12 protein-coding genes are annotated in these 17,883 nt (G+C 67.9%); 4 read left to right on the top strand and 8 right to left on the bottom strand.

What is annotated here, in order from left to right; translation table 11 throughout:
• Positions 1-14: 14 nt before the first annotated feature.
• Positions 15-2,150 (bottom strand): tetratricopeptide repeat protein, encoded by a 2,136-nt coding sequence (locus ACH4TV_RS02520; RefSeq protein ID WP_398393428.1) that lies wholly within the window; start codon positions 2,148-2,150, stop codon positions 15-17.
• On the bottom strand, positions 2,147-2,557 hold the full coding sequence (locus tag ACH4TV_RS02525; protein ID WP_398393430.1) for a hypothetical protein: 411 nt from the start codon (positions 2,555-2,557) through the stop codon (positions 2,147-2,149). The genes ACH4TV_RS02520 and ACH4TV_RS02525 overlap by 4 nt, the downstream gene beginning before the upstream one ends.
• Positions 2,558-2,784: 227 nt before the next feature.
• Between ACH4TV_RS02525 and ACH4TV_RS02530 the strand changes: the two genes are divergently transcribed.
• Positions 2,785-3,054: a hypothetical protein gene (locus tag ACH4TV_RS02530; protein ID WP_266513328.1), complete on the top strand. Its 270-nt coding sequence runs from the start codon at positions 2,785-2,787 to the stop codon at positions 3,052-3,054.
• Positions 3,047-3,685 (top strand): DUF6879 family protein, encoded by a 639-nt coding sequence (locus ACH4TV_RS02535; RefSeq protein WP_398393432.1) that lies wholly within the window; start codon positions 3,047-3,049, stop codon positions 3,683-3,685. The genes ACH4TV_RS02530 and ACH4TV_RS02535 overlap by 8 nt, the downstream gene beginning before the upstream one ends.
• A gap of 282 nt (positions 3,686-3,967) precedes the next feature.
• Here ACH4TV_RS02535 and ACH4TV_RS02540 read toward each other — a convergent pair whose 3' ends face one another.
• The 3 genes from ACH4TV_RS02540 to ACH4TV_RS02550 form a co-directional block, all read right to left on the bottom strand.
• Complete coding sequence (locus ACH4TV_RS02540; protein ID WP_398393433.1) at positions 3,968-5,278, bottom strand: hypothetical protein; 1,311 nt, start codon at positions 5,276-5,278, stop codon at positions 3,968-3,970.
• A gap of 114 nt (positions 5,279-5,392) precedes the next feature.
• A complete protein-coding gene (locus tag ACH4TV_RS02545) occupies positions 5,393-5,596 on the bottom strand; it encodes a DUF397 domain-containing protein (RefSeq protein WP_398393435.1) in 204 nt (67 codons plus the stop codon).
• Positions 5,593-6,423: a helix-turn-helix domain-containing protein gene (locus ACH4TV_RS02550; RefSeq protein WP_398393437.1), complete on the bottom strand. Its 831-nt coding sequence runs from the start codon at positions 6,421-6,423 to the stop codon at positions 5,593-5,595. Before ACH4TV_RS02550 ends, ACH4TV_RS02545 begins: the two co-directional genes overlap by 4 nt.
• A 205-nt stretch (positions 6,424-6,628) precedes the next feature.
• On the opposite strand from ACH4TV_RS02550, the gene ACH4TV_RS02555 reads away from it, so the two are divergent.
• The gene (locus ACH4TV_RS02555) at positions 6,629-7,213 is read left to right on the top strand and encodes an ATP-binding protein (RefSeq protein ID WP_398393439.1); all 585 of its coding nucleotides are present in this window, start codon (positions 6,629-6,631) and stop codon (positions 7,211-7,213) included.
• Here the strand turns inward: ACH4TV_RS02555 and pglX are convergent.
• From pglX to ACH4TV_RS02570, 3 genes are all read right to left on the bottom strand, one after another.
• Positions 7,140-10,742 (bottom strand): BREX-2 system adenine-specific DNA-methyltransferase PglX, encoded by a 3,603-nt coding sequence (pglX, locus tag ACH4TV_RS02560; protein WP_398393441.1) that lies wholly within the window; start codon positions 10,740-10,742, stop codon positions 7,140-7,142. The two genes, ACH4TV_RS02555 and pglX, sit on opposite strands and share 74 nt — an antisense overlap.
• Entirely contained in the window at positions 10,739-15,457 is a 4,719-nt protein-coding gene (pglW, locus tag ACH4TV_RS02565) for a BREX system serine/threonine kinase PglW (RefSeq protein ID WP_398393443.1), read from the bottom strand. Before pglW ends, pglX begins: the two co-directional genes overlap by 4 nt.
• 216 nt (positions 15,458-15,673) lie before the next feature.
• Positions 15,674-16,264, bottom strand: a complete 591-nt coding sequence (locus ACH4TV_RS02570) for a hypothetical protein (RefSeq protein ID WP_398393445.1) — start codon at positions 16,262-16,264, stop codon at positions 15,674-15,676.
• Positions 16,265-16,418: 154 nt separating this feature from the next.
• Between ACH4TV_RS02570 and ACH4TV_RS02575 the strand changes: the two genes are divergently transcribed.
• Positions 16,419-17,861: a hypothetical protein gene (locus ACH4TV_RS02575; protein ID WP_398393447.1), complete on the top strand. Its 1,443-nt coding sequence runs from the start codon at positions 16,419-16,421 to the stop codon at positions 17,859-17,861.
• Positions 17,862-17,883 lie beyond the last annotated feature (22 nt).

Consider the following 17,883-nt stretch of genomic DNA (forward strand, 5'->3'; position numbering starts at 1 on the left):
GCACTACGGCAGCACTACGGCCGCCATCGCCCTGACCAGTAGGCGTCCAGCAGTTGTCGGCTCGCGACCGTGAAGGGGTGTTCGGGGCCCAGGTCGCGGTCCCGCCGCTCGACGACGTCGGTCATCAGCGCGATCCCCTCCTCCACGTGTCCGAGCGCGGCCCGGGTCCGGGAGAGGAGTTGCCGGGCGGCGAGCACGATCGGGTACTCGGGCCCGAAGCGCCGCACATACGTCTCGGCGACCCGCCGGATCTCACGGTCGGCCTCGTCGAAGCGGCCCAGGAGGTACAGCGCCCACGCGTGGTTGTGCCGGGCGCCCAGTGTCACGGTGTGGTCGGGGCCGAGGGACCGATCGCATTCCGACGGCAGTGTGAGCAGTGCGCCGCCTTCCTCGGTGACCACTTCGGCGGCGGGCAGCATCTCCAGCAGGCTGGCGCGGGCCCGCAGGGTCAGCGGATGCGTGGGGCCCAGCGCTGAGCGCCGCCCGGCGACGGTGTCGCGGAGCAGCGCGACGGATTCCTCGCGTCTGCCGAGGTTCGCCAGCACGAGCTGGAGTCCGTAGCCGCTGTCCGTGGTGTCGGAGTCGTCGGCGCCGAACAGGCGCTCCTGCACGTCCCGGACCGCGCGGAGCGCCGCTTCGGCTTCGGCGTACCTGCCCAGCCGGAACAGTGCCCGCCCCGCCCTGGAGCGGGCGGCGAGGACCGTACGGTGGTCCGCGCCGAGGAGTCGCTGTGCGAGGTCCGCCGCGCTTCGGGCGGTCTCCCAGGCGGAGAGGTAGTCACCGGTCCGGTGCAGGGCGACCGACAGCCGCGTCGCGACGGCCAGGGCGTCGGCGGCGGACGGCCCGCGGATGTGCCCCAGCAGGGCCAGCGCGTGAGGTACCAGCAGGCGCAGTCGCGGATCGTACGGACCCGCGTCGGGTACGCCGGGCACGGCCGCGTCGAGCAGCCGGACGGCTGTCGTGTCGAGGGCGGGCACCATATCCGCGGGGGTCGCCGCCGAGACGCTGTCGAGCAGGATGCCGTGACTCTGTACGCAGCGCGCGCCGGCGGCGTCGACCAGTTCGGACAGCGACTGGTCGAGGAGGGCTCTGAGGCCTGTCTCGGTTCGGGCACGAGGCAGTACGGCGCCGATGTCGGCGTGGTTGAGCAGGGTCAGCGGCAGCGGCTCGGCGGCGAACCGGGCCAGCAGTCTGAGCAGGGCCGCCGCTTCGGGCAGCCCGCGCACTTCGAACGCGTCGAGGGTCAGCTGCCAGGTCAGGCCGACCAGATGGCGAGGGTCCGCTTCGGACAGCGCGTCGGCTCCCCGGTCGATCAGCTGGACCCGTTCGTCTCCGTCGAGCTGGTCCCCGTAGGCGTCCATCGTCCAGGGGTCGATGACCTGGTGGGAGAGGAAGCCGCCCGCCAGGGTGAGGGCGAGGGGCAGCCGCCCGAGCCGGTCCGCGACCCGCGCCGCCTGCTCCGTCGTACCGCTGTCCGGTGCGAGATCGCGCAGCACGAGCGCGGCGTCCTCTCGGGGCAGTACGCCGATGTACTGCAGCTCGGCGCCCGGCCACCACCGGGCCGCCGCCCGCCGTGTGGTCACCAGGACGATGCCGCGCGGGCTGGTGCGCAGCCAGTCGCCGTCCCGCAGGATCTCCGGCTCGTCGGTGTTGTCCAGGACCAGTAACCAGGGTTCGGCGGAACGGTCGAGATACGTCCAGGCGAGATCGGCGGCAGGTCTGAGGCCGTTGCGTGCGGCGAGCAGTTCGCCGTCGCCCGCTCCTCGGTCGGCGGCGACGGCGAGCATGCCGGCGCGCAGGCTCGCACGGTCGGAGGCGTTGACCCACAGGCCCACCCGGCCCTGTTCTCCGGTGACTTCCTGGAACAGGGTGCAGGCGACCGCCGTCTTGCCCGAGCCGCCCATGCCGTACAGCACGTAGACCTGGCCGCCGCGCTCCGCCTCGACGCTCGCCCGCAGGCGTTCCATCACGTCGCTGCGGTCGCGGAGCGCTACGGGGGGCCGGCCGACGGCCGGGCGTCGCACCGAGTCCGGTCCGCCGTGCTCCGGCCCGTCACCGCCGTAGTGGTGGTGTTCGCTGATGTGCTGGTCGCCCGACGACTGGTAGACGCGTCCCTGGTCCTCGGCGTGGCCGTCCGTCCCGCCCGTCATCGTTCGGCGATGTGCTGGTCACGTCCGGCTTGGTAGACCCGGGCCTGACCGGACGCGGTGGCGTGCTGGGTGATCTGCCGGGCGGCCGAACCACCGGGATCGAGTTGGTCCAGCAGCGCGCGCAGTTCCCCGATGGCGGCGGGCCGGGCGACGAGCAGCCGCCGCACCAACCCCTGCCACTGAAGGCGCAGTTCGTCCAGGGTCTCCTGGTCGTCCGCCGCCGCGGCGGCCAGCACGTCCTCACGACCGGCCTCCAACTCGGCGGCGACGGTCTCGGCGCGCTCGGGTTGCGTCCGGCGCCAGAGCTGTGTGATCCCGTCCCGCGCACGATGCCAGGCATCGGTCGCCATCAACGCGACCAAGGTGGTCCCCGCGCTCTGTGCGAGCAAGGCCACTTCTGGGTCCACAGCCGTCCCTCCGTTCACCCGATTATCCGATGGCACAGTTGGAAAACGTCACCTGTCAGGCGTTGACATGATTTTCTTTCCGGTCAATATCATTCCAGCCCTGAGCGACATGAGACAAGGATGAATCAATCCTCGCCATTACCCCCGTGGGCCGGTTCCCACACATGTCAGCCAAGCAAGTTGCAGGCTACAGTGAGGTATCCCAACCGATCGAGGGGGCGACGGAAATGGCCAGGCCATGGGAAGCGGATCCGGACACAGGTTTCAAACAGCGACTGGGCAAAACACCCCAGGAACTCGGAAACACAACCGGGACTCCTGACTGCCCGGACATCTGGGAACTCACCAACGGCGACATCGCTGTCATCGGCCGGGACCTCACCCAGTCACTCGGCAGGAACCTGCCGGACGGGGTCTCGATCGGGTCGGACGAACGCCTCGTGGTCATCCCCAGGAACATGCTCATCGCGGCGAAGCCGGACATCCCCAGTGTTTGACTCCTTCCCCGGCGGCACCTCCGAACGCCTGGACCGCCCCACGTACCACGCGGACTTGGGCCGGTTCTACTCCAGCGGGATCGGCTTCCTCAACAAGCTCGAGCGCGGCCAGCACTTCCAGGAGCGCGGCTTCCCGAGCTGGGAGGCCTTCGCCGAAGGCGACTGGGAGAGGGCTCTCTCCCTGGCCGAGGAGAGGCGCGAGGACTACGCCGAGGAACTCCGCCAGGCGTCACGACTGGGCATCAGACACCGCCGCCTGCGCGTCGTGGAATTCCCGATCACACCGTATGTGCAATGGGAGTTGTTCGTCCTGCGCGTACGCGTGGACCTGGGCGACGACATCAAGGTTCTCGACGCTCACGATATTTCGAACATCGAGCGGACTCGCCCGGTTCCAGAAGTAGTGATTCTCGGCGATGTAGCCATGTATGAGGTCGTTTACGACGAGGACGGAAACGCGGCCGGAGCCAACCGCTACACCGACCGCTCACTGATCCGGGAAACGAACGCCGGATTCGATGCACTTTATGAGCGTGGCGAGGGATTCCACGATTTCTTCGACCGGGAGATCGTCACGCTGGCCCCGCCCCGGGTGTCAGGTGCCCCGACGGGTGTTCGCGGGTCTCGGTGATCAGCAAGCGCAGGAGAAGGGGAAGCAACTTGTGGGGCGCGGCCTGCACCCCCCTCAGGGCACCAGCTGAAGCCGCGCGCCCGCCACGCAGATCAGCGCTCACGCTCCCAGGCTTGAGCGATCCGCTGGTACGCGACTGGCTACACCCGAGGCGAGATCCACCCGTGTACCCGCATGGTCACCACCGCCCAGCGTGACGACTTCAAACAGACCACGCCCATAGCCGCCTGACGAACGCCGACGCCGACAAGAAAGACCAAGTCAGTGCGAGCGCGCCTACGCCTACGCGGGCAGCGCAGGGAACACGACCACCGAGCCGTCCTTGTCGCGGGCAATCTCAATTGCCACGTCTGTCGTGCGGCTGTTGGCCATGACTCCGTCGCCCAGCTTGCGAATCCGGTTTGCCGCGCGCATCAGGCGATCGACTTCACCGGTCGTGAAGACGGGCCGCAAACCCTGCGGGCGTGCCAGTTCCAGCGCCGACAGGCGTTTCAGGACACCGGAGATGCTCGACTCCAGTGTGTCGAGGCGCTGCTGGTCGGCCTTGAGTACGCGGGCAAAGTTCTCGAACAAGTTGCCAGGGTCGATCTGGGCATGCTCGACGGCCTGCAGGACGACGACCCGCCGCTTCAACGCAATGGCCAAGGCGGCGAGTTCGAGGTGGGTGCGGAATGTGCCGCCATGGTCGTCGATGCCGGGGAACGACTTGGCCAGCGTGCCGATCTCGACGGCCTCGCCGTCAGGCAGCTTGTCGAGTGCGCTCCGCCACTGGGCAAGGCGGCGGTCAGCGGCGCCCAGCGCCGTGTTGATGGCATGCACTGCCGAGTCCAGTCCCAGCGAGACACCGAGCTTGCCCTGGTCGAGCAGAATGGCGGTGGCTTTGTCGATGGCATCGCGGCAGCCGTCGAGTTCGCTGTGCTCGTCTTCGAGCTTCTGTTCGTGCAGTTGCTCCAGCAGTTCTGTGATGTGTTCGATGGCCTGCTGGCGCTTGGAGTCGGCATTCGCGCTCACCCCCACCGCTACGGCCATGAGTACGAGCGGCGCGGCCACGGTGAGCGCCGCGCTGCCGGCGACCGCGACGCCGGCTGTTGCACCGGCTCCACCGACTGCGCCTGCGGCTGCCGCTTTACCGACTGGCATGAACGTCGCCTGATCGACGATGCGCCCCGTTGAGTTCACGAGTGCACCGTAAATGTCACCGGCCGCCCCCTTCGACGCCATCGGGCGAACGATGCCCTGACCGAACTGGGCAGCAACTTTCGCAGGAACCACCATGCGATACAGGCCTTCGCCGACAGCGGTCGCCGTAGCCGCCGCAGAGGAGGTTCGCGCCGATTGCGTGATGAGCTGCGACAGGTGCTGTGCCAAGGGACTCACGGCATCGAGGGGGATACCTCGGCTGCGGTCGAGCTTGTCGGGAAGCGGATGTACCTCAAGTGTGGCGATCGGTTGGTCGGCCAGGGCAGCCAGCACACTGCGCAGTTCAGCCAAGCGCTCAGCCGTCATCGGCTCGTCTCCGGCGAGTGCAGGCACCTGGACGTCACCGGTCGCCAGCGTCCACACCGGAACGATTGCCTTGCGGTCGTCAGTCATCGTCTCCCCCTTGTTTTCCAACAACAGCCTACGGCTGACGTCCGACAAGAACTCCCCACTGAGACGTGCGCGGGACACTCGTCAAGCACGCGCCCGCCGAGGGCCCCGCCCCTGTCAGAGGGTCGCGAACTCGATGAACGCGGTCCAGGTCGTGGGTTCCACGGTTAGTGCGACGCGGGTTGTGTCCTTCGAGTCGCGGACGTGCACCCTGGCGGGGCGGACGGCAACCTCGAGGCATTCACCGCCGTTGCCAGCGCTGTAACTGCTCTTGTACCAGGCCAATCTGTCCAGGCCGAGCCTGGCGTTATCCCCGCTCATCTCTCTCCCAACAGCTTCTCGATCAATGCACGTGATTCTGCCGGAGTGTGGGCCTGTGCGCGCAGAGTCCCGTACGTACCTTCAAGCTCCCGAACCCTCTGGCGCTCCGTGTGCACACGACTGTCGCCTTGTACCTCCGCGTAGGCGATCCTTCGCCCATCCTTCATCTCCATCAAGGTGAACGGACCAGCCAATCCCGCGTGTTCCTGGCGGGAGAGCGGCATCACCTGGATCTCCACGTTCCGCTTCTCCGCGATCAGCATGAGGTGCTCCAACTGGCCTCGCCAAACAACCTCTCCGCCGAGCGGACGCAGAAGTACGGCCTCCTCGATCACGAAGCTCAGATGCGGTGCCGAGCGTCGGGAGAAGATCTCCTGCCGTGCCAGTCGAGCGGCCAACCGCTGCTCAACCACCTCTTCGTCCAACTGCGGTCGCCACATGGCGAAGACCGCCCGCGCGTACTCCTCGGTTTGCAAGAGGCCTGGCACCGCCTGGGTGGCGTACACGTGCAGTACAACCGCCTCGGCCTCCAACTTGGCCGCGTTGCGGAAAAACGCCGGATACTGAGCCCGAGCCACCTCCTCCTTGCTCGCGCTCAACACCCCACCCGCTTCCAGCACTTCATCGGCCTGATCGATGAACTTCGGCGGCGGAACACGTCTCCCCTGCTCGAACGACGCGATCGTCGAGGCCGAGTAACCAGTCAGCGACCCGAGCTTCGCGCGGTCCATCCCCGCCCGCTCCCGGAACAGCTTCAACTGCCGCCCGAACAAGCCCAGAATGCCCGCCCCGAACTCGTACTCCGGCTGCTGAACCTCGTCATCCACGCTGCGACTCCTCCCGTACGACCACCACAGTCACCGGACTCCGCCCGCCCAACGCACGGCCCGGGAACCGGTCACGCCAACACCGCGTACAAGCGCACCGCCCACGTGTACAGCCCGTACCCGTCAGCGCGTTGCTCCTGTTCAACGCTACGCAGTGTCCGCAACCGTTGACCCTATGAAGTCAGCAACTCCTCCGAACGGGCATATGCCACAGCATCCCGCACCCGAACGCGAGTTCACCATGCGCTTCACCTCAACTCCGCGCGGGGCCCGCCTCGCCCGACGACTCGTCTCGCACCGCCTGAACGACTGGGGCCACCCCTACACGACGCCGGCCAACGAGACGCTCACCCTCATCACGGCAGAACTGACCGCCAACGCCGTACGTCACGGGCACGTCCCCGGCCGGGATTTCCACCTCCAACTCACGCTGGCCGAGGGCACCTTCCGCATCGAGGTGTCCGACACTCGCGCCGAGAAACAGCCCCCGTCCACTCCCCCGACTCTCGACTCCGGATCCGAGTCCGGTCGTGGCCTGCTCCTCGTCGCCGCCCTCGCGGACGACTGGGGCGTCACTCCTCGCCCGGCCGCCCCCGGCAAGACCGTATGGGCGAAGCTGCGCGTAACGACCGGGGGCCACCCGCACACGCACCGGGTGGCCCCTCGTCCGGCAGACTCGGCATCAGCGTACGGGCACAACACCGAGTCGTTTCCGGCTACTTCTTCACAGCGGCGCGACGGCCTCGGGTTGCGGCCGGGGGCTGCCAGTTACGGAGATCGTCGTCCGTGAGTCCATGCTCGCCCTGCTTCTGCTGACGGTAACCGGCGAAAAAGTCCGCCGGGGAGCCGCTGTAGAGCATGTCGAACTCGCCGTGCCACTGGGACAGCCACGGCTGGAGTTCCAGCAGGCCGGCGAGGAACGGCGTGATCTCCTCGGTGGACAGCGCGGTGTTGGTGAAGTACGTGGCGAGAGCCTGCGCCTGCTCCCGCTGGTCCCAGCCAGCCCACCCGTACAGCTCGGGGGTGGCGGCATTGGTCTGCCCGTACGAGACGAACCGCTCCTTGGGTACGTCGAGCTTGCCGCGTGCCTTCCAGTAGGAGGCGCGGAGGAAGTCGGCCGAGGTGTACTTCGGCGGCACGGGGATGGAGTCCCGGATCTTTCGCTTGGCGGGCTCGTCAGGCGCGGCGTCCTCCTTGCGCTGGAGGTCCCACACCTCTTCCCAGTCGGCGCGCTTCTTCATGCCGGAGGGCTTGTAGCGCAGGGCGGAGAGGAACGGCACGTGCTCGTCGGTGATCAGCTCGGCGACGACCTTCGCAAGTTCCTTGCGGGGCGCGTAGAGCTTGGCTACGGAGACGAAGTCCTCGTCGCGGGAGAGCGCGTCGGTGAGGCGAGCCAGGGTGAGGATGGCGGGCTGGCCGTTCTGGTCGAACCAGTGGTCGCGGTTCTCCATACGGTCGAGCAGCCAGGAGCGCAGGGCCTTCTCCTGGAGCGCGTCCCAGCCCTCGGTGGCCCAGCGGCGCTTGTACTCGGGGCGCTCGACCATGCCGATGGCGCGGTTCGACTCGATTGCGTCGATGCGCTTCTGGACGATCTCCCGGTAGAGGGCGGGCCAGTGGGTGGGGATCTCCGTGATGGGGGTGGAGTTGTGCCGCTTGAACCACTCGTCGCTGGCCTCGCCTGCGGCGACGCGACGGGCGAGGACGATCTCGAAGGCGCGCTCACCTAGGTTGAGTGCGGGCATGTTGGGATTGTCGGAGACGCGGAGATCCTCGGAGTGGAGGTTGTAGAGAGAGTAGACCTGCCAGTCCAGCTCCTCCTGGAGAGCTACCATCCTCGCGCGTGCCAACTCCCAGCGGGAGGCCGCCTCTCGCAGGGTCGTGGCAGTTGGAATGGCCTCGGCTGCCACGGTTGCAGGGCTGACAGCGATGAGCCGCTGAGCCAGATCGTCGAGCGCGGTGCCGAGTGTGGTGGGGTACGCAGCGGGGAGGGGGAACTCCTCCAGCTTCGTCCCGGTGAACTCGAACCGGTGCTCCCAGAACTCGTCTGAGATCCCACCGCCGATACCGCCATTGCCTTTTGACTGACTGACTTGCTTGAGCCAGAATCCAGCCGCTGAACTGTTAAGCAGCCCAAGCAGCTGCAGGTACTCCTCCTCGCTAGTCCCCTCCCGCAACTTGATCACCGGCGCGGACTGCTTGAACACCTTCCCGCCCCGATCCAACACGAAGTGGTTGCATGTTGCAACGAATGCAAAGGTGATCAGACGACCCGCATTGAGGCGGTCTTCTTTATAGAAGGCGTAGTTGGACCATGGAATACCACGCTGCTCCTTCGTCTGGCCGAAGTACAGAGTGTTTCGAAGGATGTGGCGCCCAGACCACAGAGCCCTCGACTCCAATAGTTCACGATCAGTCCGGTTGACGCCGATTGGATAGATAGCGTCTGCGCCTGGGAAGCTGCCCCAGTCCCGAATCTGATCACCCTCCAAGAACGGCCGCATAGGTGCACCATGCGCAGGCACCCAGGTAGCGAGCGGCCGAGGGAAAGAGTAAAGATCGTCGTCGCCAGTGATCGCCGAGAATCCGCTAGTTTCGGTCAATTCCACAAGGTTCTTGACCGCAGCCGCTTGAAGCTGCTCGACCATCTCCAGACCGCCATCAGCGAGAACCCAAGGCTGCTTGCCAAAGTATCGTTCGCGCTCAAGATCGTCGACGGACACCCACTGGCTCACCGAACCAGGCTTGTCGATCTGTTCCACGATCGCCTGCCAGACCAGCCCTTCCTCGGCAACGTCCGGCGCGGACGGCTCGCCCTGCACACTGCGAACGGTCCGGATGACCGGCGATCGCCCAACCCCACCCCGCTGCTTGCCCACGAGAATGACCGTCGGGGTCCCGTGCCCCGGAATGTAGGCACCCGAGGTGTCGATGACCTCGGTCAGCTCCACCGCGTGCCCAAAGTACCCCTCGATGAGCTTCGCCCCGAACTCCCGCTTCATGAAGGAGTTCGCGGTGATCTGCCCGACCATGCCGTAGCCGCGTCCCTCAGCATCCCCGCGCTTGGCCAGTTCGAAGAACCGCTGGGCAAACGGCACCGACAGCGCGTATTTGCCCGCACACGCCGGATACAGCTCCCGGTAGAGAGCGTTGAGCGTCTTGTCTTTGACCGTGATGTACGGCGGGTTCCCGACCACCACGTGATACCGCCCCGGCCGCAAGACGTCCGGGTACTCGTTCAAGTCCTCTGTCGCGTACTTGAACTCGGCCAACTCGTCCACGAAGTCCTCGTCCACCCCGTCGAACAGGTTGCCCTGCTGGGAGCGGCGGGACTTGATCAGGGAGTCTCCTACCGCCAGACGTACCGGCCAGTCGTACTTCGCCGCCTCCGCCAGCGTCCGTACGCCGCCCGCCGCCATCGCCGCAACCAGCAGTCGGAACCGCGCAATAGCCACAGCGAACGGATTGACGTCCACACCGTGCACCGATTTCAGCGCAGCCGCTACCCTCTCGTGCACGTCCTTCCCCGGTTGTCCCTCCCCCCACAGCCGCACCAACCGCCGAAACGCCCCCAGCACAAAGTGCCCCGACCCACACGTGGGGTCGATCATCTTCAGTTCCTCGTACCCGAACTCCCGCACCGCCGGATTCATCGTCCGGTCGAGGATGAACTCCTCCACGAACTCCGGCGTCTGAAGCAGCGCGTACGTCTTCCGCGCGGCCTCACTCAGGTCCTGGTACAGGTCCCCCAGGAACCGCGTGTCCCACCCCTCCGTACCGTCCTCGTTCAGCGGATCGGTGAAGTCATGGACGAGGACGCCCGCCTCGTCCCTCCCCCGCCAGAACTCGACCAACTCCCGCGCACCGTCGTGCGAAAGCGGAACCTGATATAGCGGATTGTGCCGCTTATCAAAAAGCAGCCGACCCGCCTGCCCCTGCCCCAGCTCCTCGAACGCCTTCTCCAGCCACCCCCGGTACGTCGGATCCTCGTCCGACTCCACATACGCGTCGTACCGAGACTCCGCCAGCTCCCGCCGGTCACCGTCCGGGCCCGTCAGGTACGGCTCCGGGATCAACCGGTTGTCCTCGCAGAACCGCACGAAGACACTCCCCAGCACCCACGCCACTGCAACCTGAGTGACCCGCTCGTCCAGCCACGAGGTCCACGTCGCCGCCGTACGCCCGAGCTTGCGCGCCTGGTCGTACTCGGCCTTCAGTCGCGCGCCGACATCCCCCAGCGCCTTCACCTGGCGCCCGAGGTCGGTCTCGACCGCCTTGACCTGCTGCTTCAGGTCGTTCAACAGAGCCTTGCGGTCAATCACTTCGCGTCTCCCTCGACACCACTGGCGCTAGCCACAACCTCGCCGGACCCGCGATGGGCGTTGCCCACCCACGTGTCCGGAAGCTGAATCCACTCCCCCAGGCCGGCCTGGTACGGCACGGCCACCTGCCCGAGCCGGGGCTCGCGCGAGGGGTCGCTCTGCGGGACCAGGAGCCACAGCCCCCGCCCGCCCCGCCGGGCCGCCGACGCCAGCCGGTCCAGGACGCCCATCGCGTCGTACCGCGCGAACACCCCAGCCTCCGTCAGCAGCACAGGACCGACGGGACCAACAGGACCGGCCCCGCCCCCACCACCGTTGCCCAGCAACTCCGTGATCCGGGGCTCCACCGCGCCCCACGCCGTCCGCGCGTACTCCGCGAACCGCACCGCGCCCCTCGAACCCGGCTCGGCGGCGTCCGCCTTGAGGAGGGTCTCCCAGGTGGGCTTAGTGCCCGGAGTGACCTGCGCGTGCAGGGCCTCCAGGAACAGCTCCGTCACCGACACCGCCCGCGTGCCCAGCCGCCCGGCGCCCAGCTCCCGCACCGCGTCCCGCACCAGCTGCTGCCGTACGGTCAGCACCCGGTACCCATCCCGGCGGGCCGAGGCGAGGAGCCGTTCCTCCGCGCGTACCGCGCCCGCGAGCTGCGGGTCGTCGGCGTACCGCGTCACCGCACCCGTACGCGTCGACTGCCGCCACGCGCCCGTCGTCAGGTAGCTCGACGCGTCGTCCACCCGCGTCGGCAGGTAGCGCAGTACGCCCTCGCGTTCGTGCATGCTGAGCGACAGTTCGAAGCCGGCGTCGCGCAGCGCCTTGGTGAGCGGGCCGCCCGTGGGCAGTTCGTGGTGCGTGCCGCCACGCCCGTCGGGGACGACCATCTCCGGGAAGCGGGCACGGACCCGCTCGTGCACGGCCTCGCCGGTCAGGCCCGGCTGCTGTCCCTCCGGCATACCCGGGATCCAGCGGACGAGCCCGGCCTGCGTGAGGCGCAGCGCCCTGACCAGCGACAGGTCGCGGGAGTAGATCTCCAGGCGTGGCGTGGCGGCGGCGTTCACAGAGGCCGCAGCCGCCAGTTCCACCATGCGCCGCTCGTCCCAGTCCACCGCGCCCGGTGGCACCGTCAGTGCGCCCAGTTCGGCCAGGACGGTCGCGGCCGTCGGCAGGGTGTCCAGCTTGGCGAGGCGGTCGGCCGTCTTGCCGAGGCGGGTCGCGTACTCCAGCAGGCCCGGCGCGGTCGGGGTGTCCGGGCCGTCGTTCTCCCGTACGTCGAGGGCGAGCAGGCCGGCGCCCAGGGACTCGTCCGTCGTCTTGCGGTTCGGCTGGTGCTGGAACTCGGCTTCCTGCGGCAGCAGTTGCTCGACCTCGACCACGGCTCGTACGGCCGCCAGCGCCATCGCGCGCCGCTGCTCGCGCCCCGCGAGGTGCGTGCCGCGCCGGACCGCCAGGGCATCCGCGATCTCCACCGCCGAGGCGACGCGGCCCATGCTCACCAGGAGGTCGATGATCTCCTCGCGCAGTGCCTGGACGGCGGGCTCCGCCTTCCAGCGTTTGCGCTCGTCCTTGAGCATCTGCGGGATACGGCCGTGGCTCAGGGCGAGCGCGTCCGCGACGTCCTTCTGCTTCGGCCAGACCCCGATGTCGGGCAGTACGCCGTGCTCGTCGGGCAGGCGCAGCAACAGCCGTACCATCTCCGCCTTGTTGCGGTTGGAGCCGTTGTTGTTGACGGCTGGCACGAAGACGGTGGCGAGGGTGTCGAGGCTGACGGAGCGGAGCGTGCGGGGGGACAGGGCGCCCGCCGACTCGCCCGTGGCGAGTTCGCCGACGAGGGCCGACTCGGCGGCGGTGAGCTGCTCCAGCTCCTCCTTGGCCTCCGCGCGGCCCTTCGGGGTGAGCGGCGAGACGGGGATCTCGCGCAGCCGCTCGCCCCACTCGCGCTGCCGCTGCTGGACCTCGTTGCGGGTCTTGGCGCCCAGTCCGGGGGCGTTGACGAGCTTGCGGCGGCTGTAGTCGAGCAGTTCGCCGACCGTGGTGATGCCGAGGCCGTAGAGGAAGGACTGGGCGGCGGGCGTGAGGCCGGAGACGGTCAGCGGGGTGTCTCGGGTGACCTCGGCGGCGAGGCGGTCGCGCTGCTGCTCGGCGGTCTCCGGCTCGGCGTCCGCGATCGCCACCGCGGCGGCGACCTCGGCGGGTGTCCCCTCCCCTGCGGTCGCGGCGGCCGGGTGGCGGGAACGGTGGCTGGACGGGACGGTCTGGGAGGCGTCGAGGAAGACCTTGCGCCAGGCGTCCCGCATCGGCTTCAGCTCGGGGAACCGCTTGCCGGCGTCGCGGTGCAGGGCCTTCTGGAAGAAGGCGACGAGACCGTCCCGTACGGCCGGGTCGAAGGCCTCGGCCGCGATGGTCGGATACTGCCATTCCTTGGCGTCGGTCATGCGTGGCAGGACGCTGCCGTCGCCCCACTTGGGCAGCTCGCCGGAGGCCATCTGGTGCAGGGTGACGGCGACGGCGTACCGCTCGGCGTGGGAGTCGTACGAGCCGCGGGTGATGACGTCGACGAAGGGGTCGAGGTAGCCGTCGGTGCCCGCGTTGGTGCTCTTCGCCGGGTAGCCGGCGAGGGAGAAGTCGATGAGGACGAGTTCGCGGGTGCGGTTGGGGCGGATGCGGATGGCGATGTTGTCGGGCTTGATGTCGCGGTGCCAGACGCCCTCACCCTCCAGGAAGTCGACGGCTCCGAAGAGGTAGTCGCCGTATGCCTCCAACTGGTCCACCTGGAGGCGGCCGTTGTCGCGGAGCTGACGGGAGACGGTCTCCTCACGGCGGCGCGGTCGGCCCCCGCCCTCGGTGCTCTGCCCGTTGTCGTCGCGCTCGTCGCCGACGTACTCCAGTGCCAGGACGGTACGGCCGCCGATGTGCAGCGGCTCGGGTTCGACGAGGCGGATGATGCCGGAGTGGGGGCGCAGGCGTCCCATGGCCTCGGCCTCGCGGGCGAGGATCTCGCTGCGGCTGTCGGAGAGGGCGACCTTCAGCACGGCCAGCGGGCGGGTCCTGCGGGCTTCGGCCTGAAGGTCGCGGACGAGGAAGGCGCGGCTGGTGGAGCCGGTGCCGAGGCGGCGGCGGATCTCCCACCGGCCGGCGAACACATCACCGGCGACAGCCTCCAGCGGGTCCTTGTCGGCGGCGGTCCCGTCGTCCTCGTCGGCCGGCTCCTCCGTTGCGGTGGCCGCCTGGGCGGGGGCAGTGAGGGAGTCCTCGACGACCTCCAGCAGCTCCAGGAACTCGTCCACGCTGGACAGGCGCTGGCCCGGCCGGTAGGCGGTGGCGGCCTGGACCAGCTCGTCCACGTCCTCGGACAGGCCGTCCACCAGGGAGCTGGGGCGCAGGCCCTCCCCCGCCTCCAGGCGGGCCAGCAGCTCGGCCTGGCTGGCGGCCGGGGCCTTGCCGGTGACCAGCAGGTAGGTGAGGACGCCGAGCCCGTACACGTCGAGGTGGACCGGGTCGGGGTTGAGGGCGGTGAGTTCGGGGGCGAGGTAGGCGTCGGCGTCGTCGGCCAGGTGCATCGCGGACAGGGCGGTCGGCGCGAAGCGGGTCATGCCCTGGCCCTGGGAGGAGTCGCCGCTGCGCTGGGTGGCGATCTGCCAGTCGGAGATCTGGAGATGCGGGGTGAGCCAGGCGGCCTCCTCCCCCACGGCCCGGCCCTTCCCGCCGCGTGGCCGGGGGACGACGAGCACGGAGCGGGCGGCGAGTGCCCGGTGGTGGATGCGGCTGGAGTGCGCGGAGCGCATGGTCTCGGCGATCTGGCGGACCAGTGCCATCCGGCCGAGGATGTCCAGCTTCTCGCCGTACTGGACCAGGTACTCGTCCAGCTTCAGCGTGTCCGGGTGGTAGTCGAAGATCAGCGCGGGACCGGCGGCGTGCCCGGAGGGGAAGTACTGCTTGAGTTCGACCACGCCCGGGTGCTTGAAACGGCCCAGCACGGCGGCTTCGCGCCGGGCGGCGTTCTCGACGGACTGGCGCAGGGAGGCGTCGGAGCCGCGCTCGCTGAGGTAGATGCGGACGCGGGCGGCCTCGGGCAGGTCGCTGTGACGGGCGAGGTAGTCCGCCCAGGTGGGCCCGGAGTCGAAGGACTTCCGCTCCAGCTCGTACGGGCCGACCTTGTACTGCGCGTCGCTCTTGCGGATGCCGATGTTCTTGAGGGCCGCCTCGATCTCGCGCGAGCCGATCGCCGTGATGCGGCGCCGCTCGTCACGCGGGGGCTGCTTGAGCAGCTCGACCAGCTGGTGGACCGTGTACACGCCGTTCTGGTCGTGGGCGGGCAGGCGTACACGAAGGCCGTTGTCCGTGAAGCAGACGGCCTCGGCGACCCAGACCCGCTTGTTGCCGGGCAGCGCGAGCAGGCCGGCCAGTTCCTTGGCCTTGCGGTTGACCAGATGCAGCGGGTTGCCGTGCGTCCGGCGGCGACCGCCGGGAGTGGTCTGCACCCAGGTGCCGTTCTCGGACGTGACCGAGCCGTGCCAGTCCTTGAGCTCGATCATGCAGACGCCGCCGGGAGTGACGACCAGGAGGTCGACTTCCCGAACGTGACCGGTGTTCGCGGTGAAGGTGAAGTTCGACCAGGCACGCCAGGGGTCGGAGTCCGGCAGCTTCTCCCGGATCGCCTCCAGGCCACGGCGTTCGTGATCGAACTCGGACTCGGTGACCGTGACCCACCGGCCTTCCCGCATGCCTGTTCCCCGCTTCTCGTGTCTTCCAGCGGCCGCCGTTCCCCGTGGTCAGCCCCTCGGTGCTGATCCTAGTGGCCGCCTGTGGCTTGAGAAGGGGCGGTGAAGAAACGGGACTATGGGACATACGGCCCACAGGAAGGAACGGCCCGTTCCGCATCACGCAAACAGAGGCAGCAGGACCCCTTCACTCCATGACAGATACGAACGAAGCACCCATCAGGTGGCGTCGTAAGCCAGTTCGGACAAGGCGAGCGCCTGCTTCAGGGTGTTTTCATCACGAACCTGGATGTTCACCCTGTATTGGAAATTTCCCTTGGTGAGCGGATAGGCGCCCGGTGCCAGCTCCGCGATCTCGTCGCTGTACCGCAAACGGAAGTTGATCACGCCTGTCGATGCGAAGGCGTACACGAAGCCGCCGTACTGGCTACCCTTGCGGCGGAGCCGGAGGTAGCCCGTGTAATCGAGCGGATCGCCCTCCTGCCACGCCTTTCGCTTGATGCCGTGTACTCCGACATTCTCCCAAGACGTGGCCTCCGTCATGAAGTCGAGGAACTGCTGGGCTGCGGGATTGAAAGCGAGCTGCGCCTTCACCGTGCCCTGCCCCTCCTCTGCGACCCCCGGCACATCACCCTCGACGAGCCACCCGAAGTCGACTTCGTCATCGCTCTCGGGGTCGACGACCACCCGAGGCGACCGGCGACGGGTATCGACCGTGCCGGACTGCTGCTGCTGGATAAGCTCGCGAACCACCTCGGACGCGTCGAGCTCCTGTGGCGTGCCCTCAATGCAGACGTAGGTGAGCTTCACGGGTCCCCCTCCGTTGTACAAACGTGCTCTACGGGTCAAGTCTCGGCCGTGATCGTCACTACCCAAGCCCAGCCTCCCGGCCCACGGCGTTGGAGAATACCGGAGTGATCGGCCGTCATGGGGGCCACTTCAGACGCTTCGGTAGTGTCTGCTCGTGACCTACATAGTGACCCTCACCGCAGATCAGATGGCCGACAACGAAGACGATTGGCCCATCTCGGAGCGCTTCACGAAAGGATTACCCACAGGGCTCGACACGTCCGACACCGGTACCCGGTTAGTGTTCCTGGTCTGCGACAACCGGGCGCGTTCCGCGAACGGCCACGAGGAGTTCGCCGAACACGGCCGCTTCATCCGCTGGATGGGGACGGTCCAGCGCTTCAACACCGTTGGGCCGGTCGACAGAAGCATCACCATCGAGCCCATGCGTAGATGCCCGAAGCCGGTGCCCCTGGACGGTCCCGACGGGATCCTCGCCTCCCTGCCCTCAGCGCACAGAGCTCACGTGGAGCGGGCACTCTCCGGAAGCGCAGGCCATTGCGGCATGACGACCTGGCAGGCTCTGCGGGAAGTACTCCTGAGACGTCACCCCGAGTTGGCCCCGTACATCGATTGGCTTCTCGCCCATCTCAACCCGGTCGTCTTCGATGTCGGGGACGCGGCGGACCGTGCGTGGCAGGAGCAGAGGGACGCGGCTCAGTCCCTTACCCGGGTGACCGACTTCCCGCACTCCGCTCTGTCGGCCTGGGGGCGCCCTGCCTCGCGGGACGAGCCATACCTCGCGGGGCTCATTCCGGACCCGGTGGAGAACAGCCTGATCGACCATGACGTACGGGCGGGGCTGGGCGGCGAGACTCCCCTTTTCGACGACTGGCGACAGCGCAGTGACGTGCGATGCGACATCCACGTACTGGAAGACTCCACAGGACGCCGTCTCGAGGTCGTCAACGTCAATGCCACCCGGGTCGAGAGCCGACTGGGCACGGACATGATCTACTACCACCACCCCACGCACAGCTTCGTCCTCGTCCAGTACAAACGCCTGGAACCCCGGAACAAGGAATACCGGGTGAACAAGCAGCTCCTGGACCAGATAGACCGCTTGGAACAGGTTTCAAAGCTCAGTTCACAACCCGCGGGCTCCAACGAGTGGCGCCTTTCCCAGGACGCGTGCTTCCTGAAGTTCGCATACTGGCGGAACGGGACGGGTTCCAGCACCGAGCTGACCCGCGGCATGTACATCCCCCTCTCCTACGCCCGCGTTCTCCTGGAGGACAAATGCACGCTCGGGCCGAGGGGCGGGCGCATCTTCAGCTACGAGCGGGCGAACCGCTACCTCGTCGGCTCGGAGTTCGCTGAACTGGTGAAACTCGGACGGGTCGGGACCGTAGGCACCAGCGTCGAGCAGCTGAGGGACTTCGGGCTGCAGCGAGCGCACGAGGGGTACAGCGTCATGCTGGGCTACGAAACGAGCGACGAGACGCCCCGCGAACGGGCCGTACGCGTACGCACCCGCAGCGCGAAGAACAGGCCGAAGGTGAACTCCTACTCCCCGCCCGCCCCGCAACAGCCGGATTCCGACGCTCCCGGCTCCTGATGCGCGACGGTCGGGTACTTCT

This window comes from Streptomyces sp. NPDC020898, assembly GCF_044333925.1.
Classification (GTDB): domain Bacteria; phylum Actinomycetota; class Actinomycetes; order Streptomycetales; family Streptomycetaceae; genus Streptomyces.

Excerpts from the sequence above, each read along its gene's own strand:
- ACH4TV_RS02520 (WP_398393428.1), bottom strand. The coding sequence starts at position 2,150 with ATGACGGGCGGGACGGACGGCCACGCCGAGGACCAGGGACGCGTCTAC.
- ACH4TV_RS02530 (WP_266513328.1), top strand. The coding sequence starts at position 2,785 with ATGGCCAGGCCATGGGAAGCGGATCCGGACACAGGTTTCAAACAGCGA.
- ACH4TV_RS02540 (WP_398393433.1), bottom strand. The coding sequence starts at position 5,278 with ATGACTGACGACCGCAAGGCAATCGTTCCGGTGTGGACGCTGGCGACC.
- ACH4TV_RS02545 (WP_398393435.1), bottom strand. The coding sequence starts at position 5,596 with ATGAGCGGGGATAACGCCAGGCTCGGCCTGGACAGATTGGCCTGGTAC.
- ACH4TV_RS02555 (WP_398393439.1), top strand. The coding sequence starts at position 6,629 with ATGCCACAGCATCCCGCACCCGAACGCGAGTTCACCATGCGCTTCACC.
- pglW (WP_398393443.1), bottom strand. The coding sequence starts at position 15,457 with ATGCGGGAAGGCCGGTGGGTCACGGTCACCGAGTCCGAGTTCGATCAC.